Below are 26492 nucleotides of genomic sequence, written 5' to 3'. Positions count from 1 at the left end.
TACGACCGGGGGGTACGGTGGACCCGTTAGTGAGATCAACTCAGTAGGAGGTACCCGTGGGCTGGGTCGAGCACGCCGTCCTGTGGCACGTCTACCCGCTCGGCTTCTGCGGGGCCCCCGTCCACGAGCCCGACCCCTCCCCCGGCCCGCGCCTGCGCCGCCTGCTCGGGTGGCTCGACCACGCGGTCGGGCTCGGAGCGTCCGGCCTCCTGCTCGGACCGGTCTTCCGCTCCTCGACCCACGGGTACGACACCCTCGACCACCGCGCCGTGGACCCGCGCCTCGGCGGCGACCGCGACCTGGACGACCTGATCACCGCGTGCCACGCGCGCGGGCTGCGCGTCGTGCTCGACGGCGTCTTCAGCCACGTCGGCCGCGACCACCCCGCCGTCGCCGCGGCGCTGCGCGGCGAGCCCGACGGCGACGTCGTGGACCTCGACCGGGACGCACCCGGCGGCCCGCGCCTGCGGGTGTTCGAGGGCCACGACCAGCTCGTGCGCCTCGACCACACGCACCCGGCGACCGTGGACCTCGTCGTCGACGTCATGACCTGGTGGCTCGACCGCGGCGCCGACGGCTGGCGCCTGGACGCGGCCTACTCGGTCGACCCCGCGTTCTGGGCGCAGGTCCTCCCCCGCGTGCGCGCCGCGCACCCCGACGTCTGGGTGCTCGGCGAGGTCATCCACGGGGACTACCCGGCGTTCGTCGAGGCCAGCGGCGTCGACACGGTCACGCAGTACGAGCTGTGGAAGGCCGTCTGGTCCAGCCTCGTCGACCGCAACCCGCACGAGCTGGCCTGGACGCTGGGCCGGCACGACGCCCTCCTGGACCACTTCGTCCCGCAGACGTTCGTCGGCAACCACGACGTGACGCGCATCGCCAGCCGCGTGGGCCAGGACGGCGCCGTCGTCGCGGCGGCCGTGCTCATGACCCTCGCGGGCGTGCCGTCCGTCTACGCCGGCGACGAGCACGGCTTCACCGGCGTCAAGGAGGACCGCGTCGGCGGCGACGACGCCGTCCGCCCGGCGTTCCCCGACGACCCCGCCGACCTCGCCCCCTGGGGCACCCACGTGCTGCGCGCCCACCAGCAGCTCATCGGTCTGCGCCGCCGCCATCCGTGGCTCGTCGACGCCCGGACGCGGGTGCTCGCGGTCGAGAACGCCCGCTGCACGTACCGCTCGACCGCCCGCGACGGGTCCGACCACCTCGACGTGGACCTCGACCTGACCGGCACCCCCACGGCCCACGTCCGAGCCGCCGACGGCTCGACCCTGTGGTCCTCGGCGAGCGACTGACCGCCCGCCCCGTCCCGTCCCGGTCGCCGCGGGCTCCGCCCGCCACGGCGACCGGGTGAAGGGCGCTGCGCCCGGCGGTGAGCGGTGCGCCCTCAGGCCGGCGCACGACGAAGGCCCGCACACCAGGGTGTGCGGGCCTTCGTCGACGGGTGGAGCTGAGGGGACTCGAACCCCTGACCCCCTGCATGCCATGCAGGTGCGCTACCAGCTGCGCCACAGCCCCGTGACCCGTTGCCGGGCCTCGTGCGCCCCGTGGGGCGCCTGGATACTTTAGGACGAAGGAGCCCTGAAACGCTAATCGGGGTCCCGGGTGCTGTCGTCGGCCGTCTCCGGGGCCGGCGGGACGTCCGGTCCTGCGTCCCAGTCCGACGACGCGTCCGTCGGTCCGAGGTTGAACCCGAGCAGCCGCCAGCGCGGCGTCGAGGACGGCCCGTGCGCCAGCTCGGCCCAGTGGGCGTTGCGCAGCCCGGACACCCCGCGCCAGCCCGGCGGCTGGTCGAGCAGGTCGGCGACGACCGAGCCGATGGCCGCACCGTGGGACACCACGACCAGCGTGCGACCGTCCACGACGTCGGCGGCGTGCTCGCGCACCGCACCGCCCACACGGGCCGCCACCTGGGCACGGGACTCGGCACCGACGCCCTCCGGGTCGGACCCGGCGCGCCAGCGCGCGTACTCCTGCGGCCACCGCGCCTCGATCTCGTGCCCCGCCATGCCCTCCCACTCGCCGAACCCGCGCTCGCGCAGCCGCGGGTCCAGCTCGACGGGCAGGTCCAGCAGCGCGCCGAGCGCCCGCGCCGTGTCGGCCGCGCGGGACAGGTCCGACGCCACGACCCGCGCCGGGGCGTACCGGCGGCGGATCGTCGCCGCCGCCGTGCGCGCCTGCCAGCGGCCGACCTCGTCGAGCGGGATGTCGACCTGCCCCTGCAGCCGCGCGCCCGCGTTGTACGCGGTGCGCCCGTGCCGCCAGAGGAGCAGCGCGCCGCTCACGCGTCCTGCTGCTCGCCGCGCGCCTCCGGCGGGAGCTCGACCACGGGGCAGTCCTTCCAGAGCCGCTCCAGGGCGTAGTAGACCCGGTCCTCGGCGTGCTGCACGTGCACGACGATCTCGCCGAAGTCGATGAGCACCCACCGGCCCTGCGCCTTGCCCTCGCGGCGCACCGGCTTGGCGCCCAGCGCGTGCAGGCGCTCCTCGACGGCGTCGACGATGCCGCCGACCTGCCGCTCGTTGGTGCCGGAGGCGATGAGGAAGACGTCGGTGAGCACCAGCTGCTCGCTCACGTCGAGCGCGATGATCTCCTGCGCCTTGAGGTCGGACGCGGCATGCGCAGCAGCAACGGCCAGCTCCAGCGCGCGGTCGCTCGCGGTCACAGGTCCTCCAGGGGTGAGGGGCACACCGCCCGGTCGGGCGGGGTGTCGGGGCGTGCACCGGCCTGCGGGATGCACGGGCCGGACGGTCGGGTGCGGCGTCGGCCGCGACGGCACCGGGCCACCCCGGGGGGCGGTGTCCGGTGCCGTCGGTCGGGTCATCTGAGGGTGGGGCCCGCGAGCGGCGCCCAGGGCGCGAGCGCCTGCGCGGCGGCCGCGGCGTCGCCCTGCCGGTTGATCAGCAGCAGCATGATGAGGAAGCCGAGGACGAACGCGACCAGCGCCAGCACCAGCAGGTGCAGCCACGTGTACGGGTGGCGGCGCGGCTCGTCGTCCTCGTCGTCGTCCTCCTCCGGGGACCATCCTCGGGAGGCTGCGGCGGGCTGCTCGGCGCCACCTGCGCCGGGCCACGCGCCCTCCGGGGAGCCCGGACCGTCGACAGGAGCCCGGCCGGGTGCGGTCGAGCGCGCCGTCGACCGTCCGGGTGCGGGAGCCGGCGCCGCGGCCGGTGCCGACGCCGCCCAGACGGGCCGCGGCGTGTCCTCGGGCGCGGGAGCAGGCTGGCCCGGCGTCCAGCCGGACGGTCCTGCCGGACCAGGCCCGGGGGACGGCGCGCGCACCGGCGCACCGGCCGCGCCCGACGCCGGAGCGCCCCAGGCCGAGGTCCGCGGCGCACCGGCCGCGGGAGCCGACGAGGTCCAGCCCGGACCGGACGGCGACGCGGGGTCGGCGGGCCCACGCCCGCCCCACGACCGGCCGTCGCCCGGCGTCCCGGGGCCGGAGGGGGCACCGGGACCCGACGGCGCACCGGGGCCGGACGGCGCTGACCGCCGTGCGGGCGCAGGCGCGCCACCGGCCCAGCCGGACGGGCCGCCGCCGGGCGACGCCTGCGGGCCCGCAGGACCGGCCGGCGACGGGCCCGCGAAGCGCCCGCCGGGGGCGCCGGGCCCCTGAGGTGCGGGCTGCTCCCAGGGCGCGCGGCCGCCAGGCCCCGCGGGCCGACCCGCGGGGGGGCCGGGAGCCGGCATCGGGCGGGCTGCCGGCGGGGTGGCGGGACGCGGCGCGGACGCCGGGTCGAGGTTCGCGTCACGGTACGAGCGGCGCGACCGCGACCCGTCGGGGTCGGGTCCGACCGGCCCGGCGGACCACGACGGCGTGCCCGACGGCGCGGGAGCCGCACGGCCTGCCCCGCGCGCGGCGTCCACGTCGTCACGGGGGGGCACGGGACCACCCGGACCTTGCTGGGCCGACCGCTCCATCTCACGACGGCGGCGGCGCTCTCCCGGTTCACTCATGGCGACCTCGATACAACCTGTGCTTGGCGATGTACTGGACCACCCCGTCCGGGACGAGGTACCAGACCGGCTTCCCCGCGCGGGCACGCGCACGGACGTCGGTCGAGGAGATCGCCAGGGCGGGGACCTCCAGGACGTCGATCCGCCCGGCGGGCAGACCGGCGACGGACAGCGCGTGCCCGGGGCGGCTGACCGCCACGAACCGCGCCATCTCGAAGAGCTCGGCAGCATCCTTCCACGTCAGCATCTGCGCGACGGCGTCGGCACCGGTGATGAAGTACAGGTCGGCCTCGGGACGCTGCGCCCGCAGGTCCCGCAACGTGTCGACCGTGTACGTCAGACCCGACCGGTCGACGTCGACCCGGCTGACGGTGAACCGTGGGTTCGACGCCGTGGCGATCACCGTCATGAGGTAGCGGTGCTCGGCGACCGTCACGTCACGGTCCTGCTTGAACGACGGCTGGCCCGTGGGCACGAAGACGACCTCGTCGAGGTCGAACTGCGCGGCGGCCTCGCTCGCGGCGACCAGGTGGCCGTGGTGGACGGGGTCGAACGTGCCGCCCATCACCCCCAGCCGGGTGCGGGCTCGGCCCTGCGCGGCGGCCTGCACGGTCAGTGGCGCGACCCGACGGAGCGGAAGGCGTAGGTGATGAGCAGCAGCGCGAGCAGACCCACGAAGCCGCCGACGCCGAACACCTCCGGCGCGAACGGCAGCTCGTTCCCGTGCGCGGCCTCCTCGGCCGCGGCGATCAGTGCAGCGTGCACGGTCGATCCTCCTCGTGGTGGTGCTGGCGTCCTGCACCGGCGTCGGCGGCGCAGCGCCCCAGTGTCGCACGACCCGGACCTCGGTCCGGGGCGTGCGGGCGGTCGCGTGCGACGTCACACGCGCGGGTCGTACCCCGTGCCGGGCGTCACGGGCGCACGTGACCGTCGCCGTGCACGACCCACTTCGTCGTCGTGAGCTCGGCCAGCCCCATGGGCCCGCGGGCGTGCAGCTTCTGCGTCGAGATCCCGATCTCCGCGCCCAGGCCGAGCTGCCCGCCGTCCGTGAAGCGGGTCGAGGCGTTGACCATCACCGCGGCGGAGTCGACCTCGGCCACGAACCGCTCGCTCGCCGCGAGGTCGTTCGTGAGGATCGCCTCGGTGTGCCCCGAGCTCCACCGCCGGATGTGCTCGAGCGCCTCGTCCAGGTCCGGCACGACCCGGACCGCCAGGTCGAGCGACAGGTACTCCGTGGCCCAGTCCTCGTCGGTCGCGGGCACGACCGCGACCTCCTCCGGCGCCAGCCGCAGCGTGCGGTCGCACCCGTGGATCGTGACGCCCGCGTCGGCGAGCGCCGCGAGCAGGGACGGCAGCAGCTCGTCGGCGACGTCCTCGTGCACCAGCAGCGTCTCCGCGGCGTTGCACACGCCCACCCGCTGCGTCTTGGCGTTGAGCACGATCGGCAGGACCTGCCCGAGGTCGGCGGCCGCGTCGACGTACACGTGCACGTTGCCGACGCCGGTCTCGATCACGGGCACGGTCGACTCGCGCACGACCGTCGCGATGAGGTCGGCCCCGCCGCGCGGGACGAGCACGTCGACCAGCCCCCGCGCGTGCATGAGCGCGACCGCACCCTCGCGGCCCCACGCGTCGATGGACTGCACCAGGTCACCGGGCAGCCCCTGGCCCCGCAGGGCGTCGGCCAGGACGGCCACGACCGCGGCGTTGCTCGCCGCCGCGGCGGACCCGCCGCGCAGGACCACGGCGTTGCCGCTCTTGAGCGCCAGGCCCGCCGCGTCGACCGTGACGTTCGGCCGGGCCTCGTAGATCATGCCGACGACACCCATCGGCACCCGCAGCTGTCGCAGGCGCAGGCCGTTGGGCAGCGTCGAGCCGCGCACCACCTCGCCCACCGGGTCGGGCAGGGCCGCGAGCTCGCGCAGCGCGTCGGCGATCGCGGCCACGCGCGCGGCGTCGAGCGTGAGACGGTCGAGCAGGCCGGGCGTCATGCCCCGCGCCCGTCCCCGCTCCAGGTCGACGGCGTTGGCCGCGACGAGGTCGGCGGTGGCGGCGACGAGCGCGTCGGCCATCGCGCGCAGGGCGGCGTCCTTGGCGGCGCGCGTGGCGGTCGCCAGGCGGCGGGACGCCACCTTCGCCCGCGTCGCGACGTCCCGGACCGCGGCGACGGCGTCGGCGTCCGGCGACCGCGGGGCCGGCGCCGCGCCGGTGGCGGTCGTCGGGGCGCCCGGGTCCACGGTGAGGCTCATGGGGCCAGCGTAGTCCGCTCGCCCCGCGCCCCCCGGGGCCGTCCGCGGCGCACCAGCACGAGATCGTCGCGGTGCACGAGCTCCCGGTCCCAGCCGGGCCCGAGGGCACCGCGCAGCTCGCCGGTGGACCGGCCGAGCAGCTGCGGCACCTCGTCCGCACCGTACGCCACGAGCCCGCGGGCCACGACCACGCCGAGCGGGTCGACGAGGTCCACCGCGTCACCTGCCTCGAACGCGCCCTCGACGTGCGTGACGCCCGCGGGCAGCAGCGACGTGCGCCGCTCGACGACCGCGCGGACGGCACCGTCGTCGAGCACGAGCCGTCCCCGCGTGCGGGCCGCGTGGGCGAGCCACAGCAGCCGGATCGACGCGCGGCGCCCCGTGGCCGCGAACCAGGTCCCGACGTCCTCGCCGGCGAACGCCTCCGCGGCACGCGCCGCCGACGTCAGCACGACGGGCACCCCCGACTGCGTCGCGATCGACACCGAGTCGAGCTTGGTCACCATGCCGCCGGTCCCCACCGCGCTCCCCCGGGCCGTCACGTCCAGGCCCGCAAGGTCCTCCGGTCCGTGCACGTGGGCGACGCGTCGCGACCCGGGCCGCGAGGGCGGGCCGGTGTAGAGCGCGTCGACGTCGGTCAGCAGCGCGAGCGCGTCGGCGTGCACCAGGTGCGACACCAGCGCCGCGAGCCGGTCGTTGTCGCCGAACCGGATCTCGTCCGTCGCCACGGCGTCGTTCTCGTTGATGATCGGCACGACGCCGAGGTCCAGCAGCCGCGTCAGGGCGCGGTGCGCGTTGCGGTACCGCCCGCGCCGCCAGGTGTCCTCCGCGGTGAGGAGGACCTGCGCGACCCCGAGCCCGTGGGCGGCGAACGCCCGCGTGTAGTGCGCGACGAGCAGCCCCTGGCCGACCGACGCGGCCGCCTGCTGCGTCGCGAGGTCGCGGGGCCGGGCCGCCAGCCCCAGCGGCCCGATGCCGGCGGCGATCGCCCCGGAGGAGACCAGCACCACCTGCGCGCCCGCCGCCCGCCGTGCGGCCAGGAGCGCCACGACGGCGTCGAGACGCCCGGGGTCGAGGTGCCCGTCGGGGGTCGTCAGCGAGGACGAGCCGACCTTGACGACGAGACGACCGGCGGACGCGAGCTGGTCCCGACCGGTCAGCGCTGCAGCACTCACGCGGGCCATGATGCCGCGCCCGGGCCCGGCACCGCCCCGAGGGCCACGGGCCGGACGGCCGTGCACGCCCCCGCCCGGGCACGGGCGGGGGCGTGGGCGCGGCTCAGCCCTCGTCGGTCCAGACGCCGGCCTCGCGCTCGGTCCACAGCTCGGCACGGGCCGCGGACTTCGCGTCCATGCGCTCCTTGTACTCCTGGCGCTTCTCCCCGCGCGTGGGACGGCTGCGGTCCTCCAGGCGCAGGTCTGTGCCGCGGGGCCCGCCCAGCAGCTCGCTGCCGGTGAGCAGCGTCGGCTCCCAGTCGAAGACCACCGAGTTCTCGTCCGGGCCGATGCGGACCTCGTCGCCCGCGACGGCTCCCGCGGCGAAGAGCTGGTCCTCGACGCCGAGGCGTGCGAGCCGGTCCGCCAGGTAGCCGACGGCCTCGTCGTTGGTGAAGTCCGTCTGGCGGACCCACCGCTCGGGCTTCTCGCCGCGGACCGAGAACCACACCGCGCCGCCCTGCTCGCGCCGTGTGACCGTGAACCCGCTCTCGTCGACGGCGCGGGGGCGCAGCACGACACGCGTCGGCTCCGGTGCGGGCGCGGCACGACGCGCGGCCTCGACCTGCTCGGCCAGGGCGAACGTCAGGGAGCGCAGCCCCACGTGGCTCGCGGTCGAGACCTCGTGCACCGGCAGCCCACGGGCCTCGAGCTCGGGCCGCACGAGCTCGGCGAGCTCGAGGGCCTCGGGCACGTCGACCTTGTTGAGCACCACGACGCGCGGACGCTGCGCGAGCGGGACGCCGCCCGCCGCGACCTCGAGGTCCTCCGCGTACGCCGCCAGCTCGGCCTCGATGACGTCGAGGTCGCTCACGGGGTCGCGGCCGGGCTCCAGCGTCGCGCAGTCCAGCACGTGCACGACGACCGCGCACCGCTCGATGTGCCGGAGGAACTCCAGGCCCAGCCCCTTGCCCTGCGACGCGCCCGGGATCAGCCCCGGCACGTCGGCGACCGTGTACCGGGCGTCGCCGGCCTGCACCACGCCGAGGTTCGGGACGAGCGTCGTGAACGGGTAGTCCGCGATCTTCGGCCGCGCCGCCGAGACGGCCGCGACCAGGCTGGACTTGCCGGCCGACGGGAAGCCGACGAGGGCGACGTCCGCGATCGTCTTGAGCTCGAGGACCACGTCGGCCTCGTCGCCCGGCTCGCCGAGGAGCGCGAACCCGGGTGCCTTGCGGCGCGTCGAGGCCAGGGCGGCGTTGCCGAGCCCGCCACGACCGCCGGCGGCCACCACGTAGCGCGCCCCGAGGCCGACGAGGTCGGCGAGGACCTCGCCCTGCGGCGACTTCACGACCGTCCCGTCCGGGACCCCGAGCACGAGGTCCGTGCCGGTGGAGCCGTTGCGGTGGTCGCCCATCCCCTGCGTGCCGTTGGGGGCGTGCCGGTGGGGCAGGTGGTGGAACGGCAGCAGCGTGGTGACCTGGGGGTCGACCTCGAGGACGACGGAGCCGCCGTTCCCGCCGTTCCCGCCGTCGGGCCCCGCCAGGGGCTTGAACTTCTCGCGGTGGATGGAGGCGCACCCGTGCCCACCGTCACCGCCGGTCGCGTGCAGCACGACACGGTCGACGAACGTCGCCACGGCGGACCTCCCGTCCTGTAGCCGGGACCGTCACGGTCCCGGGTGTGCGTCGGCGCAGGGCCGTGCACGTGTGCCCGATCAGCGGTGGCGGACCGGGCTGCGGTCGAACGACGAAGGGGCGCACCGCACCGGTGCGCCCCTTCGTGCAGCGTTCAGGTGCCGCGAGACCTCAGAGGCTCGCGACGATGTCGACGACCTTGCGGCCACGACGCGTGCCGAAGGCCACCGACCCGGCGGTCAGCGCGAAGAGCGTGTCGTCGCCGCCACGGCCGACGTTCGCGCCGGGGTGGAAGTGCGTGCCGCGCTGGCGGACGATGATCTCGCCGGCCTTCACGACCTGACCGCCGAAGCGCTTGACGCCGAGGCGCTGCGCGTTGGAGTCGCGACCGTTGCGCGAGGAGCTCGCGCCCTTCTTGTGTGCCATGACTGCCCTGCTCTCTGCGTGCTCAGACGATGGTTCGAGGGCCGCGGTGCGGCCGTCGGGTCACTTGATGCCGGTGACCTTCAGGCGGGTCAGCCGCTGGCGGTGACCCTGACGCTTGCGGTAGCCGGTCTTGTTCTTGTACTTGAGGATGTCGATCTTCGGGCCCTTCTCGTCCCGGACGACCTCCGCGGTGACGGTGATCGCGGCGAGCGCCGCAGCGTCCGTCGTCACCTTGTCGCCGTCGACGAGGAGCAGCGCGGGCAGCTCGACCGTCGCACCGGCCTGCGCGGCGAGGCGGTCGACGACGACGACGTCGCCCACCGCGACCTTCTCCTGGCGGCCGCCAGCCTTCACGATCGCGTACACCACGTTGCTGCTCATCTCTGCTCGTCGGACCCTGCTGGTCTGCCGGACCCTGCCCGGGCCCTGCTGGTCTTCCACTTGCTCACCGTCGGCCGGTGCCCGCGCGCCACCCGACCCGTGAGGATGGGGGTTCGCGTCGGCGTCCGGAGCGGCTGCGCGGCGGCGGTGCGGACCGTGCTGAACCAGCAGGCCCGACCAGCACGCACGCGACGCACCGACGTTCTAGCGTACGGACCCGCTCGGCCGGGGTCAAACCCGTCCGGTGCGCGGTGCCCGCTCGCACGATCAGGGCACCGTGCCCGCCTCGGTCTCGTCGGGCACCTGCTCGTCAGGCCCCTGCTCGTCAGGCCCCTGCTCGTCCGAGGCCGGCTCGTCGGCCACCGGCTCGCCGAGCGCCTCCGCCTCCGCCGACGGCGCGGCGTGCTCCTGCCCGTCGGCCACCGGGCTGACGGCCTCGTCCTCGGCCTCGTCGACCGCGAAGACCTCCGGGGCGACCGCGTGCAGCTCGAGCACGGGGTCTGCCTCCGAGGTCGGCTCCGGGTCGACCGCGAGACGGCCGACCGACGCCAGCTCGGCGAGGACGTCGAGCCGCTCGGCCGGCGCGGGCTCGTCGGCAGCAGCAGCGTCGACGTCCTGCGCCGCGGCCGACGCCTCGTCGCCGGGCTCGTCGGTGGCCTCGTGCCGGTCGTGCTCGTGCTCGTGCGCGTGCGCCGCCGCGGCCGCGATCGTGGCGAGGGTGGCCTTGACCGCCTCACGGGCCTCGGGGAGCACGGGCACGGCCGGGAGCGCGGCCGCGGGCGCGGCCTGCTCCGCCGTGGCGCGCTTGCGCCGCGCGCGCTTGGACTCGCCCTCGGGGGCCTGGACGGCTCCCGCGTCGGGGCGCACGTTCTTCTCCACCGGGTCGGTGTGCACGATGAAGCCGCGACCGTGGCAGTGCTCGCACGTCTCGCTGAAGGCCTCGACCAGGCCCTGCCCCACGCGCTTGCGCGTCATCTGCACCAGGCCGAGCGACGTGACCTCGGCCACCTGGTGCTTCGTGCGGTCGCGGCCGAGGCACTCCACGAGGCGGCGCAGCACGAGGTCACGGTTCGACTCGAGGACCATGTCGATGAAGTCGATGACGATGATCCCGCCGATGTCCCGCAGGCGCAGCTGCCGGACGATCTCCTCGGCGGCCTCGAGGTTGTTGCGCGTGACCGTCTCCTCGAGCGTCCCGCCGGCACCGGTGAACTTGCCGGTGTTGACGTCGACGACCGTCATCGCCTCGGTGCGGTCGATGACCAGGGAGCCGCCCGACGGCAGCCACACCTTGCGGTCCATGCCCTTGGCGAGCTGCTCGTCGACGCGGTGCACGGTGAACAGGTCCTGCGTCCCGGTCCACTTGGACACCTTGGTCGCGAGGTCCGGCGCCAGGTCGCCGACGTAGGACGCGATCGTCGCGTGCGCCTCGTCGCCCTGGACGACCAGGGTCGAGAAGTCGTCGTTGAAGATGTCCCGGACCACGCGGATCGCCATGTCGGGCTCACCCTGCAGCAGCGCCGGGGCCGACGCCGTGCGGGACTTCTTCTCGATGGCCTCCCACTGGCCCTGCAGGCGCGCGATGTCGGCGGTGAGCTCCTCCTCGCTCGCCCCCTCGGCCGCGGTGCGCACGATGACGCCCGCCGAGTCCGGGACGACGTCGCGCAGGATCTTCTTGAGGCGGGAGCGCTCGGTGTCGGGGAGCTTGCGGCTGATGCCGGTCATCCCGCCACCGGGCACGTACACGAGGTACCGGCCCGCGAGCGTGACCTGGCTGGTCAGGCGCGCACCCTTGTGACCGATCGGGTCCTTGGTGACCTGGACGAGCACGGGGTCGCCCGACCTGAGGGCCTGCTCGATGCGGCGCGGCTGCCCCTCGAGCCCGGCGGCGTCCCAGTTGACCTCGCCCGCGTACAGCACGGCGTTGCGCCCCTTGCCGACGTCGACGAACGCGGCCTCCATGCTCGGGAGCACGTTCTGCACGCGCCCGAGGTACACGTTGCCGACCATCGAGGCCTGGGCCTGGTGGGAGACGTAGTGCTCGACGAGGACGCCGTCCTCGAGCACCGCGATCTGCGTGCGGCCGGCCCGCTCGCGCACGACCATGGTGCGCTCCACCGACTCGCGCCGGGCGAGGAACTCGGACTCCGTGATGATCTGGCGGCGACGACCGGCGTCACGGCCCTCCCGCCGGCGCTGCCGCTTCGCCTCCAGGCGCGTGGACCCCCGCAGCGCGGTGACCTCGTCGGACGCCGGACGGCGGCGGGGCTCGGCGTCGCCGGTCTCCGCGCGCGACCCGCGACGTCGACGACGGCGCCGGCGGCTCGAGCCGCCCTGCTCGTCGTCGCCCGCGGCGTCGTCGTCGGACGCCTCGCCGTCCGCGGGCTGCTCGTCCTCGCCCTCGTCCGCGCTCGCGTCGTCCTCGTCGGTCCCTGCGGCGTCGGTGCGACCACGGCGCCCGCGACCGCCACGGCGCCGACGGCGACGGGGGGTGCTGCCGTCGTCGTCCCCGTCGACCGTGGCGTCGTCCGCGGCGTCGTCGGGGTCGACGTCGTCGACGTCGGCGTCCTGCGCGTCGGTGGCCGACGGGGCGGCCGCCCCGGGCACGTCCTCGACGGTCGCGTCGTCCGCGACCTGCTCCTCGCGACGCGACCGGCTGCGTCCGCCCCGGCCACGACGTCGGCCGCGGCCGGTGCCCTCCTGCTCGGCCGGCTGCTCGGCGTTCGCGCCGCTCTCGTCGGCCGGCTCGGGTGCCAGCGACTCCTCGGCGTGGGCCGCCTGCGAGATCTCCTCGGGCGAGCCCGCGGAGGCCTGCGCCCGGCGACGGCGCGGGCGCGTCGACGCCTCGGGGGACTGGAAGAGCACCGCGGTCGTGGCCAGACGGGGACGGGCGGGCGGCTGCGGCTCACCGGCGACGGGGGCGGCGGCGCGGAACTCGGCGAGCACGTCGAGAGAACGGGCCGGCTCGTCGTCGGTGCCGCCGGTCGCCGGGTCGGCGACAGAGGCGGCCGGCGTGGGAGCGGTCGCCTCGTCGGCCGGTGCGGCCGCCTCGGCGGTCTTGCGGCGGCTGCGGCGGCCGGCTGCGGCCCGCCCGCGCGGGGCGTCGGCCGGTGCGTCGGCGTCGGGGACGTCGGGAGCGGCAGGCTCCACGACCGGCGTCGTGCCCGGTGCGTCGGGCTGCTCGGCGGCGCTCGCGCCCACCGCACCGGTCGCACGACCGGCCCGTCGACGCCGGCGGGCCGGCGCGACGGTCTCGGGCACCCCGTCGTCGGACGCGCCCACCACGTCGGCGTCCGCGGACGCCGCGGCCGGCTCGACCGCGGCGGCAGCCGCGGGGACGACCGCCACCGGCTCGGGCGTCACCGCGACGGCCGGGGCCTCGTCACCGGGAGGGACCACGACCGTGCGGGAGACGCGACGGGACCGGCGGGCACGGGACGCGGGCGGGGCGACGACGGGCTCCGTCGCAGCGGGCGGCACGTCGTCCTCACCGGACTCGGCGTCCGGCCCGGCCGTCACCACGACCTCCGTGACGGGCTCGGCGGCCGCGCTCGTCGGCACACCCTCGTCGGTCGTCACGTCGTCGGTCGTCACGTCGTCGGTCGTCACGTCGTCGGTGACGGCGTCCACCACGGGCGCGGGCGGGACCTGCGCCGCGGGAGCCGGGGTCGTCACGTCCCGCGTCACCCGTCGGCGGCGTCGCGGCGCCGGCGCCGCTCCCCCGTCCGTCGTCGTCGCTGCCGTGCTGTCGGGGGTGGTCTCGTGGGTCACGCGGGGTGCTCCTGTGTACCGGGAGGCCCCGTCCACACGTCGTACGCCCCCGGGCGGTCGGTCGTCGCGCGCTCTGGCGGCGACGGAAGTCGTCGGTCACGGCCACCACCCCGGCCGCGGCGCCATCGCCTGCCGGGCCTGCTCGCGACCCGGAGGCTCCGGATGACGACGAGGGCGGGGCGGCGGCTGGCTGCACGGGACGTCGGTGCGGCGAGCTCGTTCGGACCTGACGGTGTGGGCGTCAGGGCCGTGCGTCAGTATCGCACAGGGGCTCTGACACGCCCGCCGACGCGGCCGGGGGCGTGGGCCGCGTCACGCCCCGCCGCCCGCGTGACGACCGCCACGCCCAGGACGACCCCCGGGAGACGACGTCCCGTCAGCACCCGGGACCTTCGTCCTGGCCTCCCGGAGGCACTCGTCCTACCGTTCACAGAACGGCAGCGCGACCGTCCGCCGACGGGCGCGCCGCCCGCCCCACCCGCCGCGGCAGACCCCCCGCCCGCACCACCACGGAGACCCACGTGGACGCCCTCGACCTGGCCCGCTGGCAGTTCGGCATCACGACCGTCTACCACTTCATCTTCGTGCCGCTGACGATCGGGCTCTCGCCGCTCGTCGCGATCATGCAGACGGCGTGGTACCGCACCGGCAACGAGCGGTGGCTGCGCCTGACCAAGTTCTTCGGCAAGCTCCTGCTGATCAACTTCGCGATCGGCGTCGCCACCGGCATCGTGCAGGAGTTCCAGTTCGGCATGAACTGGTCCGAGTACTCGCGGTTCGTCGGCGACGTCTTCGGCGCACCGCTGGCCATGGAGGCCCTCGCGGCGTTCTTCGTCGAGTCGACGTTCCTGGGTCTGTGGATCTTCGGCTGGGACAAGCTGCCCAGGAAGATCCACCTCGCGTGCATCTGGGCGGTCGCGATCGCCACGAACTTGTCGGCGTTCTTCATCCTCGCGGCGAACTCCTGGATGCAGCACCCGGTCGGCGCGATCTTCAACATGGAGACCGGCCGCGCGGAGATGGTCGACATCGGCGCGGTGCTGACCAACCCCACCGTGCTCGCCGCGTTCCCGCACACCATCGCGGCCGCGTTCCTCACGGCCGGCACCTTCGTCGCCGGGATCGCCGCGTGGTGGATGGTGCGCCTGGTCCGCTCCGGCGACGAGGCCACCGCCTGTGACGTCTACCGCCCGGCGGTCGTGCTGGGCCTGGTGACCATGCTGGTCTCGGGCGCGGGCGTCGCGGTCACGGGCGACTGGCAGGCCAAGCTGATGTTCGAGCAGCAGCCCGCCAAGATGGCCGCCGCCGAGGGGCTGTGCGAGTCCACCGAGGGCGGCGCCGCCTTCTCGATCCTCACGGTCGGCGACCTCAACAACGACTGCGCCGGCGTCCGGCACCTCATCGAGATCCCGGGCCTGACCTCGTTCCTGGCGACCGGCACGTTCGACGCGCCGATCCGCGGCGTCGAGGAGCTGCAGGGCGAGTACACCGAGTGGATCACCACGTGGGAGGCCGAGAACGGCGTCGAGCCCACCATCGACGAGTCGACGCAGTTCTACCCCAACCTCTTCGTGACCTACTGGTCCTTCCGGCTCATGATCGGCCTCGGCGCCGGCTCGGCGGCGCTCGCGCTCGCCGCGCTGTGGCTGCTGCGCCGCAAGGGCTCCGTCACCGGCAAGGTGTGGTTCGGCCGGCTCGGGATCGCCGCGATCGCCACCCCGTTCCTGGCGTCGGCCTTCGGGTGGATCTTCACCGAGATGGGCCGTCAGCCCTGGGTCGTGGCGCCCAACCCCGACCCGTCCGGCGTCGACGGCGTCTGGCTGCTCACCGCACGGGGCGTCAGCGAGGTCGTCAGCCCCGGCATGGTGTGGTTCTCCATGATCGGCTTCACCGCCCTGTACGGCGTGCTCGCGGTCGCCTGGTTCCGCCTCATGAAGCGGTACGCGGTGGAGGGTGTCGCCGACACCGAGAAGGACCCCAGCCCTGACAACCCCGACAACAGGCCGACGGACGGCACCGACCGCCCGCTGTCCTTCGCCTACTGAGGAGACGACGACCGCCATGGAGCTCTCGACCGTCTGGTTCCTCCTCATCGCCGTCCTGTGGACCGGCTACCTCGTCCTCGAGGGGTTCGACTTCGGTGTCGGCATGCTGCTCGCGATCCTCCCCCGGGGCGACAAGGCCCGCCGGGAGAAGGAGCGCCGGCTGATGATCAACACCATCGGCCCCGTCTGGGACGGGAACGAGGTCTGGCTGCTCACCGCGGGCGGCGCGACCTTCGCCGCGTTCCCCGAGTGGTACGCGACGCTGTTCTCCGGGTTCTACCTGCCGCTGTTCCTCATCCTCGTCGCCCTCATCGTGCGCGTCGTGGCGTTCGAGTGGCGCGGCAAGATCAACGACGACCGGTGGCGCGCCTGGGCGGACCGGGCGCTGGTCTTCGGGTCGTTCCTGCCGTCGCTGCTCTGGGGGGTGGCGTTCGCCAACCTGGTCCGGGGCGTCGAGCTCGACGCCGACCACCAGTACGTCGGCGGGTTCTTCGCCCTGCTGTCACCGTTCGCGCTGCTCGGCGGACTCGTGACCCTGTCGATCTTCCTCACGCACGGGGCCGCGTTCCTCGCGATGAAGACCGACGGCGACATGCGCGAGCGTGCGGCGTCGTTCGCGGCCCGCAGCTCCGTGGTCACGCTCGTCCTGGCCGGCGGCTGGGCCGTGTGGGCGCAGCTGGCCTACTCGCGCAACGTGTGGACGTGGGGCGCGGTGCTCGTCGCCGCCGCCGCGCTCGTGCTGCTCGTGGCCGCCACCCGGACCCGCCGCGAGGGCCTGGCGTTCGGCGCCTCCGCCGTCGCGATCGTCGCGGCCGTCGTGCTCATCTTCGGCGCGATGTTCCCGGCCGTGATGCCCGCGTTCGACCCCGCGAACTCCCTGACGGTCGACAACGCCTCCTCCACGGACTACACCCTGACCGTCATGACGTGGGTCGCCGTGATCCTCACCCCGATCGTGCTGCTCTACCAGGGCTGGACGTACTGGGTGTTCCGCAAGCGCCTCACGGTCGAGCACATCCCCGACCACATCGGCCTGACCTTCGAGCGCGTCGTCGCCCGCGACTGACGTGGTCTGCTGGTCCGTGTGAAGCCCCTCGACCCCCGGCTCCTGCGCCACGCGCACGCCGCGCGCACCTACCTGGCGCTGACCGTCGCGCTCGGCGTGCTCACCGGCGCCCTCGTGGTCGTCCAGGCCCTCGTCCTCGCCCGCGCGCTCGGCAGCGCCGTCTCCGACGGAGCGACGCTGCCGGCGCTCGGGGCTGCGGTCGCGGTGCTCGGTGCCGTCGTCGCCGCCCGCACCGCCGTCACCTGGGTGCAGGAGCGCTACGCGCACCGGGCCGCGACGCGGGCCGTCGCGCAGCTGCGCGAGCAGGTCGTCGCCCGGGCGGCGGCGGCCGGCCCCCGGCTGCTCGGGTCGCACGAGGGCCCGGAGGTCGTCACGCTGGCGACCCGCGGCCTCGACGCCCTCGAGCCGTACTTCGTGCGCTACCTCCCCCAGCTCGTGCTCGCCGCGACGCTCACGCCCGCGACGCTGCTCGTCGTGCTCGGGCTCGACTGGATCTCCTTCGCGATCCTGCTCGGCACCCTCCCGCTCGTCCCGGTGTTCATGTGGCTCGTGGGCGTGATGACCCAGGGACGGTCCGCCCGGGGGCTGGCCATCATGGCCCGGCTCGGCACCCAGGTCCTCGACCTGCTCGCCGGGCTGCCCACGCTGCGCGCCTTCGGCCGCGAGCACGGACCCGGCGCCCGCGTCCGCGACCTGGGCGACGCCCACCGCCGGGCGACCACCGGCACCCTGCGGATCGCGTTCCTGTCGGGGATGGTCCTCGAGCTGCTGACGACGCTGTGCGTCGCCCTGGTGGCCGTCGGGGTCGGCCTGCGGCTGGTGTACGCCGACATCGACCTCGTCACTGGCCTGGCCGTGCTGGTGCTCGCGCCCGAGGTCTTCGCACCGCTGCGCCAGGTCGGCGCCCAGTTCCACGCCTCCACCGACGGGATCGCCGCGGCGGACCGGGCGTTCACGGTCATCGAGGGCCCGGCGGTCCCGCACGGGACCACACCCGCGCCGGACCTGTCGGCCGGGCGCGTGCGCGTGCACGGCGTGGGGGTGCGCAGCCGCGGCGGGCTGACCCCCGACGGCCTGGACCTCGAGCTGGCCCCGGGCCGGGTCGTCGCCCTCACCGGCCCCTCGGGCGTCGGCAAGACGACCGCCGTCGAGGTCCTGCTCGGCCTCGTCGAGCCCGACCAGGGCCGCGTGGAGCTCGTCGGGCCGGACGGCGCGGGCGTCGACGTCCGCGACGTGGACCCCGGCACGTACTGGTCGCAGGTCACGTGGCTGCCGCAGCGCCCCGTCCTCGAACCCGGCACCGTCGCCGAGGTGCTCGGCTCCCCCGCCGGCGCCGACCGCGACCGGGCTGCCGCGCTCACCGGCCTCGACACGGTCGTCGCCGGCCTCCCGGACGGCTGGCGGACCCGCCTGGGCGCGGGGGGCACCGGCCTGAGCGTCGGGCAGCGTCAGCGTCTGGCCCTCACCCGGGCGCTGCTGCGCCCCACACCGCTGGTCGTGCTGGACGAGCCGACCGCGCACCTGGACGCCGTGGGCGAGCGTGTCGTCCTGCGCACCGTCGACGCGCTGCGGGCCGCCGGCAGCGCCGTGCTCCTCGTCGCCCACCGGCCCTCCCTCGCCGCACGGGCCGACGTCGTGGTGCCCGTCACCGCGGCCGCGCTCCCCGACGCGATGCCCGCCACGACCCCGGGAGCAGCATGAACGCGCCACGGCCGGCCCCCCCGCGCGGGACCCTGCGCCGGGCGGTGCGCCTGCTCGACGTCGACCCGCGCCGCGTCGCCCTGGCGGTGACCCTCGGCACGCTGGCGCTCGGCTGCGCGGTCGCCCTCGCCGCATCGGCGGCCTGGCTCATCGCCCGCGCGTCGCAGATGCCCCCCGTCCTCGAGCTGTCCGTGGCGACGGTGGCGGTCCGGGCCTTCGGGATCGGCCGGGGCCTGCTCCGCTACCTGGAGCGGCTCGTCTCCCACGACGTCGCGCTCCGCGGCATGGTCGCGCTGCGCACCACGCTGTACGAGCGCCTGGCCGCCGGCCGCCCGGAGGCGGTCCTCGCGGTCCGGCGCGGGGACCTCCTGCAGCGGGTCGGCGCGGACGTCGACACCGTGGGCGACGTCGTGGTGCGCGGCCTCGTGCCGGCCGCCGTGGCGGCCGTCCTCGGCGTGCTGACGAGCGTCACGATGGCCGTCCTGTGGCCGCCCGCCGGGCTGTCGCTGGCGCTGTGCCTGCTGCTCGCGTCGGTCGTGGCACCGCTGATGGCGGCCCGGGGCGCCCGCACGGTCGAGGAGCAGGGCAGCGTCGCGCGGGCCGACATGAGCGCGGCCGCGCTCACCGTCCTCGACGACGCCGGTCCGCTCGCCGTCTCGGGACGGCTGGGCGCCGAGCTCGACGCGCTGGCGGACGCCGACCGCCGCCTCGCTGCCGCGGCCGACGCCGGGGCACGGCCCGCGGCCGTCGGGGCCGCGCTCGGGCAGCTCGCCGTCGGCCTGGCCGTGCTGTCCGCGCTCGTCACGGGCGTCCCCGCCGTCACGGCCGGTCTGCTCTCCCCCGTCGCGCTGGCCGTGGTCGTGCTCACACCGCTGGCCGCGTTCGAGGCCGCGTCGGTCCTGCCGGCCGCGGCCGTCCAGGTGCACCGGTCACGCGCCGCGGCCGCCCGCGTGCTCGCCCTGCTCGACGCCGCGGACGCCGCGGACGCCGCGGACGCCGACCTTGCTCCGGCCACGACCCGTCCGGTCGTGCCGGCCCCGACGACGACGGCCGGGCCGCTCCTGGTCGCCCACGGGCTGGACGTGGGCTGGCCCGGGCGGCCGCCCGCGCTGCGCGACGTCACCCTCGACCTGTCACCGGGCCGACGGGTCGGCGTGGCCGGCGCGAGCGGCGCCGGAAAGACGAGCCTGCTGCTCACCCTCGCCGGGCTGCTCCCGCCCGTCGGCGGCACGGTCACCCTGGACGGCGCGCCGCTGACCGACGTCGAGCGCGCACGCGTCGTCGGCGCGGTCGTCGCCACCCCCGAGGACGCCCACCTGTTCGGCACCACCGTGCTGGAGAACCTGCGGGTGGCGCGCGGCGACGTGACGGAGGACGAGGCGGTCGAGGCCCTGGGGCGTGCCGGGCTCGGCGCGTGGCTGCGGACGCTGCCCGACGGCCTCGCCACGGTGCTCGGCGCCGACGGCCGCACCGTGTCGGGCGGAGAGCGGCGCCGCCTGCTGCTCGCCCGCGCCCTGGTCGCGGACGCCCCCCTGCTGCTCGTCGACGAGCCCGCCGAGCATCTCGACCCCGCGACCGCCGACGCCGTCCTGGACGCCCTCTGGAACGCACCCCCGACGCGTGACGGCACCGCCCGTGGCGTCCTCGTGGTCACCCACCGGCTGGGCCCCCTCGCGGCGGCCGACGAGGTGCTCTGGCTGGAGGACGGGCGCGTCGCGGCGCGCGGGACCCACGAGGCCCTGCGGGCCGACGTGCCGGGCTACCGTGAGGCCGTGGAGCAGACGGCCGCGGGGCGGGCATGAGCGAGCGGGCCGAGGCACGTGCCGGGGAGCGCGGAGGTCAGCACGCGCCGTTCCAGCGGGGGGTGCTCACGGAGGTCTCACCGCTGCCGGTGCCGCTCACCGGCGACGCCCTGACCGACCTCCTCAACGCGATCCTCGCCGTCGCCGGGCAGCTCGAGCTCCCCGCCGTGCTGGACCGGTTCGTCCAGGTCAGCGCCGAGCTCACCGACGCCGAGTTCGGGGCGATCAACGTGCTCGACGACCAGGGCACGTCGGTGACGTTCGTGTACACCGGCGTCCCGACGGCCGTGGCCCGCATGATGAGCCACCCGCCTCACGCGCAGGGCGTCCTGGGGCAGATCCCCCTCGACGGCGCGCTGCGGCTCGACGACCTCACCCAGCACCCCGCGTTCCGGGGGTGGCCGGCGCACCACCCGCCGATGGGCTCGTTCCTCGGCGCGTCCGTGCGGGTCGGCGAGCACGTGTACGGCCAGCTGTACCTGTCGCAGAAGCGCAGCGGCACGTTCACCGAGCACGACGAGGAGATCGTCGTGGCGCTCGCCGCCGCCGCGGGCGTCGCCGTCGCGAACGCCCAGCTGTACGCCGAGGCCGGGCGTCGCGAGCACTGGCTGCGCGCCGGGCAGGACATCACGACGATGCTGCTGGAGGGCATCGACGAGGAGGAGGCGCTCGAGCACATCGCGCGGACCGCTCGCGAGGTAGCGGGCGCGGACACCGCGGCCCTGGCCCTGCCCGGGCTCGGCGGCGAGCTGTACCTCGAGCTCGCGGACGGCTACAAGGCGGACGAGCTCACGGGGCTGGTCATGCCCCGTGGCGGGCGCGCCTGGACCGCGCTGGAGGAGAACCAGGGGCTGCTCACGCCGTCCCTGAGCGCCTCGCGCACCGTCAAGGTCGACCAGATGCGCGCGTTCGGACCCGCCATGTACGCCCCGCTGCAGTCCTCGGGCCGCGGCGTCGGCGTGCTCGTGCTGCTGCGCAGGATCGGCGCCACGCCGTTCGACGAGGGCGACCTGGCCACGGCCGCATCGTTCGCCTCGCAGGCCGCGCTCGCGTACGTGCTCGCCGAGGCCCGGCACGCGCAGGACGTGGCGGCGCTGCTCGACGAGCGCGAGCGCATCGCCCGGGACCTGCACGACCTGGCGATCCAGCAGCTCTTCGCGACCGGCATGCAGCTGGAGACGGTCCGGCGGCGCGCCGCGCGCGGGGTCGACGCGACCGAGCTGACGAGCATCGTCGAGGAGGCGCTGGACAACGTCGACTCCTCGGTGCGCCAGATCCGGCAGATCGTCTACGCGCTGCGCGACCCCGACGCGGCCACCGGCCTCGTCGAGCGCCTGCGCCGCGAGACGTCGCTGGCGCGCACCGGGCTGGGCTTCGCCCCGTCGCTCGTGCTCACCCTCGACGGTGAGACGTTCGAGGGGGGTGACGGTGACACCGAGGACCGCATCGACGAGCGGATGGGCACCGAGCTGACGGACGACGTCGTCGCGGTCGTCCGCGAGGGCCTGGCGAACGCGGCCCGGCACGCGCAGGCCTCGTCGGTGAGCGTGCACGTGCACGTGCGCGGTCGCGGCCACACGGGCTCCGTGCAGGTCGACGTCGAGGACGACGGGGCGGGTCTGCCGGCCGTGCGGGACCGCTCCTCGGGCACGGGGAACCTGGCCTCGCGCGCCCGCCAGCACGGCGGGACGTTCTCGCTCGGGGCGGCCCCGTCCGGACGCGGCACGCTGCTCACCTGGCAGGCACCGCTCGGCTGAGGCCCGGAGCCGCCCCGCCGGGTCTCAGTGCCCCGGCTCGGCCCGCCAGCCGGAGTGCTTGCGCGAGGCGACCCACGCGGCCACCTGCGTGCGCCGCTGCAGGCCCATCTTCGCCAGCAGCGACGTGATGTGGTTCTTGACGGTCTTCTCCGCGACGCCGAGGCGCTCGGCGATCTCGCGGTTCGACAGGCCCTCGCCGATGAGGTCGAGGACCCGCAGCTCGCTCGGTGTCAGCCCCTCCGTGGGGTCCTCGTGCCCGGCGCGGCGCCGCGTCACCGTGCGCTCGTCCAGGAGGGTGCGACCCGCGGCGACGGCGCGGATCACGTCGGTGATCTCGGCACCCCGCACGCTCTTGAGCAGGTATGCGACGGCCCCGGCGTCCAGCGCCGCGGCGAGGGCGTCGTCGTCGTCGAAGGAGGTCAGGACGATCGCGCGCGCGTCCGGGAGCGTCTCGCGCACGGCACGCATGAGGTCGATCCCCGTGCCGTCGGGCAGCTGGAGGTCGACGAGCATCACCTGCGGCCGCACGAGCGTGGCCCGGCGGGTGCCGTCGGCGACGGAACCGGCCTCGGCGACGACGGTCATGCCGTCGGTCCGCTCGACGACCTCGGCGATGCCACGACGCACGACCTCGTGGTCGTCGACGATCATGACGGTGATGGGGCCCGTGGAGCCCGTGGGGGCGGCGGTGGCTGGCACGGTGGCATCGTATCGACCCCGCGCCGCGATCCCGTCCTCGTGCAGGTCGGCGGCGCGCCCCGGACGTCCGTCCCGGCCCCCCGGCCGCGTCACCAGCGCCCGTCCCGCGGGCGGGGCTGGCAGCGCGGGCAGGTGAAGGACGAGCGGTTCATGAACTCGTCGCGGCGCACCGGGGTGCCGCACCGCGGGCAGGGACGGCCGGCCTGCCCGTACACGGCCAACGACCGGTCGAAGTACCCCGAGGCTCCGTTGACGTTGACGTAGAGGGCGTCGAAGCTCGTGCCGCCCTGCGCGAGGGCTTCGCCCATGACCTCCGCGGCGCCGTCGAGCGCACGCCCCACCTCCGGGCGGCGCAGGGCGTCCGTCGCCCGGGCGTAGTGCAGGCGTGCACGCCACAGCCCCTCGTCGGCGTAGATGTTGCCGACGCCGGACACGAGCGTCTGGTCGAGCAGCGCACGCTTGAGTCCGGTCCGCCGGGCCCGGACCGCGTCGACGAGGCGCGCGCGGTCCAGGGCGGGGTCGAGCAGGTCGCGGGCCACGTGCGCCACGGGTGCGGGCACCGCCGGGAGGTCGGCACCGAGGCCCCCGGGGCCGCCGTCGGGCGTCGCCACGAGGTCCGCGACGGCGAGGTACCCGAACGTCCGCTGGTCGACGAAGTCCAGGGCCGAGCCGTCGTCCAGCTCGAGCCGCACGCGCAGGTGCTGGTGGTCGACGCGGGCGGTCGGGTCCCCGGGCCCCGAGGGGCCGACCGGCTCCCGGACGAGCAGCTGACCGCTCATGCCCAGGTGCGCCAGCAGCGCGTCGTCGCCGCGTGCGCCGTCGTCGAGGAGCAGCCAGAGGAACTTCCCGCGCCGGACGGCCGCGTCGAGGCGCCGGCCCGTCAGACGGGCCGCGAAGTCGACGGGCCCACCCTCGTGGCGCCGGACGCTGTAGTCGCGGTGGACGCGGACGTCGGTCACCACGCGTCCCAGCACGTGGCGCGCCAGGCCGTCGCGGACGGTCTCGACCTCGGGGAGCTCGGGCACGGCGGGGCTGCGTCAGGCCGGGGCGGGACCGGACGAGCCGTCGACGACGGGCGCGGGCGCGACGTCGCGCAGCAGCACCAGCTCGGCGTACGCGGCGGAGGCCGCCTCCTGCTCGGCGAGCTTCTTGGCCGATCCCGTGCCGGTGCCCCGCGCCTGGCCGCCGACGACGGCGTGCGCCGTGAACGTCCGGGCGTGGTCGGGGCCCTCGCCCGTGACGTCGTAGGAGGGTGCACCGAGGCCGAGCTCGGCGGACAGCTCCTGCAGGGACGTCTTCCAGTCCAGCCCTGCGCCGAGGTCGGCTGCCGCCTCCAGGGTGGGGCTGACCAGGCGCGCGACGAGATCGCGCGCGGTCTCCAGACCGTGCGCCAGGTAGACGGCGCCGAACAGGGCCTCGAGGGTGTCGGACAGGATCGAGTCCTTGTCCGCGCCACCCGTCGCGAGCTCGCCCTTGCCGAGCAGCACGTAGCCGCCGAGGTCGAGCACCCGGGCCACGCGGGCCAGCGCGCGCTGCGACACCGTCGCCGCCCGCATCTTCGCCAGGTCACCCTCGGACTGGCCGGGGTGCTCGCGGTACAGGTGCTCGGTCACCACGAGCCCGAGGACGGTGTCACCCAGGAACTCGAGGCGTTCGTTCGTCGGGATGCCGCCCGCCTCGTGCGCGAACGACCGGTGGGTCAGCGCCAGCACGAGAAGCTCGGGGTCCAGCTGGACCCCGAGCTTCTCGAGGAGCGAGTCGGCCGCCGTCCGTGCGCCGGGAGCCGCGGGGGCCCCGTCGTTGTCGGTCATCACGCCGGCCGCGAGGGTCAGAGCGCCTCGTGCTCGCTGCGCACGGCCTCCGCGTAGCGGCGGCCGGCGTACGCGCCGCACGACGGGCACGCCGTGTGAGGGCGCGCCGCGCTCTTGCACTGCGGGCAGGTGGTGAGCGTCGTGGCAGTGGTCTTCCACTGCGAGCGACGCGCACGGGTGTTGCTGCGCGACATCTTGCGCTTCGGAACCGCCACGGTCAGCTCTCTTCCTTCTCGTCGTCCATGCTCAGCAGACCGCCCAGAGCGGCCCACCGGGGGTCGAGCACCTCGTGCGAGTGCCCGGGGTCGTCGTCCAGTCGTGCACCGCACTCGGTGCACAGTCCCGCGCAGTCCTGACGGCACAGGGGCCGGAAGGGCAGCACGGGCACGACGGTGTCTCGCAGCGCGGGCTCGAGGTCGATCAGATCGCCCTCCATCTCGCGCACGTCCTGCTCCTCGTCGCCGTTCTGCACCGCGACCTGAGCTCGCTCAGGGTAGACGAACAGCTCCTGCAGCATCACGTCGACGTCCTCGACGACCTGCTCCAGGCACCGCACGCACTCCCCGACCGCTCGGCCGTGGATCGTGCCGGAGACCAGGACCCCCTCCATGACGGCCTCGAGCCGGAGGTCCAGCTCGACGTCGTCCCCGGAGGGGATGCCGATCATGCCGCTGCCGAGCTCGTCGGGCGCAGGAACCGTCCGCTGCACCGTCCGCGTCGATCCCGGACGTCGACCGAGCTCGTGTGTCTCGAGCACGAACGGCGAGCGGGGATCGAGGTGGGCTGGGCGCACGGTCCGGTCCCCTCGTGTGGTGCTGGTGGAGCTGATCTGCGTCAGCCGAGCTCGGCCCACGCCACGAACCGGCAGGACCAACCGTCGACTCTACGTCACCGAGCGCCCGTCGCCCAAACCGGCGGACGACCGTCCAGGCGGTCTCAGGCCCCGGCAGGCGGCTGCAGGCGCCCGGCGAGCTTCGCCCGCCCCGCCTGCACCTGGCTGAGGACCTTGCCGAGGTCGATCTCGAAGTCCGCCAGGCGCCGGTCGCAGTAGTCGTCCGCCTCGCGGCGCAGGCGCTGGGCGGTCTCCTCGGCCTCGGCCACCAGCTGCGCGGCCCGCGCCTGCGCCTCGCGCACGACCGCCTCCTGCTCGACGAGCGCCGCGGCCCGGGTCCGGGCGTCGTCCAGCACCGCCTCGGCCTCGGCGTGCGCGGCCCGCCGCGCCGCGTCGGCGTCGGCCAGCACCTCGTCGGCCCGCTCGAGCTGCGCGGGCAGGGCCTCGCGCACCTGCTCGACCAGCTCGAGGATCTCGGCACGGTTGACCAGGACGGACGACGACATCGGCATCGCCCGCGCCACGACCACCGCCTGCTCGATCGCGTCGAGGACGCCCCCGACACCCTCGGTCCGTCCCGGCCCGTCGTCGCCGCGCTGGTGCGCGGCCCCCGTCGGCTCCTGCGTCATCGCCCGTCCCCTCCCCTGCGCGGCCCGGCGTCGGCCGGACCGCGCTGCTGTCCCTGCACCGCGAGCGCGCGGCGCACCGCCGCGGCCACGGGGGCGGGCACGAGGTCCTCGATCGGCCCCCCGTGCCGCGCCACGTCCTTGACCAGCGAGGACGCGATGTGCGAGAGCGCGGGGTCGCCGAGCACGAACACCGTCTCGACCCCCGACAGGTGGCGGTTCATCAGCGCCATCGGCACCTCGGCGTCCACGTCCGCACCGCCGCGCAGTCCCTTGACGACCGCACACGCCCCGAGCTCGCGCACCGCGTCCGCCAGCAGGCCCGACGTGGCCACGACCCGCACCCCGCCGACGTCCGCGAGCGCCTCGGCCGCGAGCGCGACGCGCTCGTCGACGTCGAGCAGGGCCCGCTTGGCGGCGTTGTGCGCGACGACCACCACGACCTCGTCGAACATCGTCCGGGCGCGCCGCACGACGTCGACGTGGCCGAGCGTCAACGGGTCGAACGACCCCGGGCACACCGCTGTCCTCACGCCTGCCAACCTACGTCACGGCACCCGGCACGCCGGCGCACCGCA

24 protein-coding genes and 1 tRNA gene are annotated in these 26492 nt (G+C 75.5%); 6 read left to right on the top strand and 19 right to left on the bottom strand.

Going from position 1 to position 26492, the window contains the following annotated elements; genetic code table 11:
* Nucleotides 1–56: 56 nt before the first annotated feature.
* Nucleotides 57–1295: an alpha-amylase family protein gene (locus FBY24_RS14230; RefSeq protein ID WP_142161570.1), complete on the top strand. Its 1239-nt coding sequence runs from the start codon at nt 57–59 to the stop codon at nt 1293–1295.
* 150 nt (nt 1296–1445) lie between these two features.
* Here the strand turns inward: FBY24_RS14230 and FBY24_RS14225 are convergent.
* The 12 genes from FBY24_RS14225 to FBY24_RS14175 all read right to left on the bottom strand — a co-directional run bounded on the left by FBY24_RS14225 (nt 1446) and on the right by FBY24_RS14175 (nt 13575).
* A tRNA-Ala gene (locus tag FBY24_RS14225) sits at nt 1446–1518 on the bottom strand.
* Nucleotides 1519–1589: 71 nt separating this feature from the next.
* Nucleotides 1590–2285 carry a histidine phosphatase family protein gene (locus tag FBY24_RS14220; RefSeq protein ID WP_142161568.1) on the bottom strand — a complete coding sequence of 232 codons (696 nt, stop codon included), beginning with the start codon at nt 2283–2285 and terminating at the stop codon, nt 1590–1592.
* Complete coding sequence (rsfS, locus tag FBY24_RS14215; RefSeq protein WP_140458622.1) at nt 2282–2665, bottom strand: ribosome silencing factor; 384 nt, start codon at nt 2663–2665, stop codon at nt 2282–2284. Before rsfS ends, FBY24_RS14220 begins: the two co-directional genes overlap by 4 nt.
* Before the next feature lie 155 nt (nt 2666–2820).
* Nucleotides 2821–3282 carry a hypothetical protein gene (locus tag FBY24_RS14210; RefSeq protein WP_142161566.1) on the bottom strand — a complete coding sequence of 154 codons (462 nt, stop codon included), beginning with the start codon at nt 3280–3282 and terminating at the stop codon, nt 2821–2823.
* A 667-nt stretch (nt 3283–3949) separates the two neighbouring features.
* Nucleotides 3950–4567 carry a nicotinate-nucleotide adenylyltransferase gene (nadD, locus tag FBY24_RS14205; RefSeq protein WP_255432404.1) on the bottom strand — a complete coding sequence of 206 codons (618 nt, stop codon included), beginning with the start codon at nt 4565–4567 and terminating at the stop codon, nt 3950–3952.
* 2 nt (nt 4568–4569) lie between these two features.
* On the bottom strand, nt 4570–4722 hold the full coding sequence (locus FBY24_RS19290; RefSeq protein ID WP_174243497.1) for a hypothetical protein: 153 nt from the start codon (nt 4720–4722) through the stop codon (nt 4570–4572).
* A gap of 146 nt (nt 4723–4868) precedes the next feature.
* The gene (locus tag FBY24_RS14200; protein WP_142161563.1) at nt 4869–6206 is read right to left on the bottom strand and encodes a glutamate-5-semialdehyde dehydrogenase; all 1338 of its coding nucleotides are present in this window, start codon (nt 6204–6206) and stop codon (nt 4869–4871) included.
* Nucleotides 6203–7390 carry a glutamate 5-kinase gene (proB, locus tag FBY24_RS14195; protein ID WP_142161561.1) on the bottom strand — a complete coding sequence of 396 codons (1188 nt, stop codon included), beginning with the start codon at nt 7388–7390 and terminating at the stop codon, nt 6203–6205. Before proB ends, FBY24_RS14200 begins: the two co-directional genes overlap by 4 nt.
* 94 nt (nt 7391–7484) lie before the next feature.
* Nucleotides 7485–8999, bottom strand: a complete 1515-nt coding sequence (obgE, locus tag FBY24_RS14190) for a GTPase ObgE (RefSeq protein WP_142161559.1) — start codon at nt 8997–8999, stop codon at nt 7485–7487.
* A 169-nt stretch (nt 9000–9168) separates the two neighbouring features.
* Entirely contained in the window at nt 9169–9423 is a 255-nt protein-coding gene (gene rpmA, locus FBY24_RS14185; protein WP_142161557.1) for a 50S ribosomal protein L27, read from the bottom strand.
* A 60-nt stretch (nt 9424–9483) separates the two neighbouring features.
* Nucleotides 9484–9792: a 50S ribosomal protein L21 gene (gene rplU / locus FBY24_RS14180; RefSeq protein WP_203793542.1), complete on the bottom strand. Its 309-nt coding sequence runs from the start codon at nt 9790–9792 to the stop codon at nt 9484–9486.
* A gap of 279 nt (nt 9793–10071) precedes the next feature.
* Nucleotides 10072–13575 (bottom strand): Rne/Rng family ribonuclease, encoded by a 3504-nt coding sequence (locus FBY24_RS14175; RefSeq protein ID WP_255432403.1) that lies wholly within the window; start codon nt 13573–13575, stop codon nt 10072–10074.
* 521 nt (nt 13576–14096) lie between these two features.
* Between FBY24_RS14175 and FBY24_RS14170 the strand changes: the two genes are divergently transcribed.
* From FBY24_RS14170 to FBY24_RS14150, 5 genes are read left to right on the top strand one after another with little or no spacing between them, the layout of a single operon-like run.
* On the top strand, nt 14097–15620 hold the full coding sequence (locus tag FBY24_RS14170; protein WP_142161555.1) for a cytochrome ubiquinol oxidase subunit I: 1524 nt from the start codon (nt 14097–14099) through the stop codon (nt 15618–15620).
* 16 nt (nt 15621–15636) lie between these two features.
* Nucleotides 15637–16686, top strand: a complete 1050-nt coding sequence (gene cydB / locus FBY24_RS14165; RefSeq protein ID WP_142161553.1) for a cytochrome d ubiquinol oxidase subunit II — start codon at nt 15637–15639, stop codon at nt 16684–16686.
* Nucleotides 16687–16704: 18 nt separating this feature from the next.
* Nucleotides 16705–18387: a thiol reductant ABC exporter subunit CydD gene (gene cydD / locus FBY24_RS14160; protein WP_142161551.1), complete on the top strand. Its 1683-nt coding sequence runs from the start codon at nt 16705–16707 to the stop codon at nt 18385–18387.
* Nucleotides 18384–20189: a thiol reductant ABC exporter subunit CydC gene (gene cydC / locus FBY24_RS14155; RefSeq protein WP_142161549.1), complete on the top strand. Its 1806-nt coding sequence runs from the start codon at nt 18384–18386 to the stop codon at nt 20187–20189. The genes cydD and cydC overlap by 4 nt, the downstream gene beginning before the upstream one ends.
* Nucleotides 20186–21946 carry a GAF domain-containing protein gene (locus FBY24_RS14150; RefSeq protein ID WP_142161547.1) on the top strand — a complete coding sequence of 587 codons (1761 nt, stop codon included), beginning with the start codon at nt 20186–20188 and terminating at the stop codon, nt 21944–21946. Before cydC ends, FBY24_RS14150 begins: the two co-directional genes overlap by 4 nt.
* 24 nt (nt 21947–21970) lie before the next feature.
* Here the strand turns inward: FBY24_RS14150 and FBY24_RS14145 are convergent, their stop codons facing one another.
* The 7 genes from FBY24_RS14145 to coaD form a co-directional block, all read right to left on the bottom strand.
* Entirely contained in the window at nt 21971–22597 is a 627-nt protein-coding gene (locus FBY24_RS14145; RefSeq protein ID WP_140459158.1) for a response regulator transcription factor, read from the bottom strand.
* 137 nt (nt 22598–22734) lie between these two features.
* Nucleotides 22735–23670, bottom strand: coding sequence for a bifunctional DNA-formamidopyrimidine glycosylase/DNA-(apurinic or apyrimidinic site) lyase (mutM, locus tag FBY24_RS14140; RefSeq protein WP_142161545.1), 936 nt, complete (start codon nt 23668–23670; stop codon nt 22735–22737).
* A 12-nt stretch (nt 23671–23682) separates the two neighbouring features.
* Nucleotides 23683–24456, bottom strand: coding sequence for a ribonuclease III (gene rnc, locus FBY24_RS14135; protein ID WP_142161543.1), 774 nt, complete (start codon nt 24454–24456; stop codon nt 23683–23685).
* A 17-nt stretch (nt 24457–24473) separates the two neighbouring features.
* Nucleotides 24474–24671 (bottom strand): 50S ribosomal protein L32, encoded by a 198-nt coding sequence (gene rpmF / locus FBY24_RS14130; protein WP_140458608.1) that lies wholly within the window; start codon nt 24669–24671, stop codon nt 24474–24476.
* A 2-nt stretch (nt 24672–24673) separates the two neighbouring features.
* The gene (locus FBY24_RS14125) at nt 24674–25249 is read right to left on the bottom strand and encodes a DUF177 domain-containing protein (RefSeq protein ID WP_140458607.1); all 576 of its coding nucleotides are present in this window, start codon (nt 25247–25249) and stop codon (nt 24674–24676) included.
* A gap of 143 nt (nt 25250–25392) precedes the next feature.
* Nucleotides 25393–25917: a hypothetical protein gene (locus FBY24_RS14120; protein WP_142161541.1), complete on the bottom strand. Its 525-nt coding sequence runs from the start codon at nt 25915–25917 to the stop codon at nt 25393–25395.
* Entirely contained in the window at nt 25914–26447 is a 534-nt protein-coding gene (gene coaD / locus FBY24_RS14115; RefSeq protein ID WP_142161539.1) for a pantetheine-phosphate adenylyltransferase, read from the bottom strand. Before coaD ends, FBY24_RS14120 begins: the two co-directional genes overlap by 4 nt.
* Nucleotides 26448–26492 lie beyond the last annotated feature (45 nt).

The organism is Cellulomonas sp. SLBN-39 (assembly GCF_006715865.1).
GTDB lineage: Bacteria > Actinomycetota > Actinomycetes > Actinomycetales > Cellulomonadaceae > Cellulomonas.
This window is presented reverse-complemented; position numbering and strand designations above follow the sequence as displayed.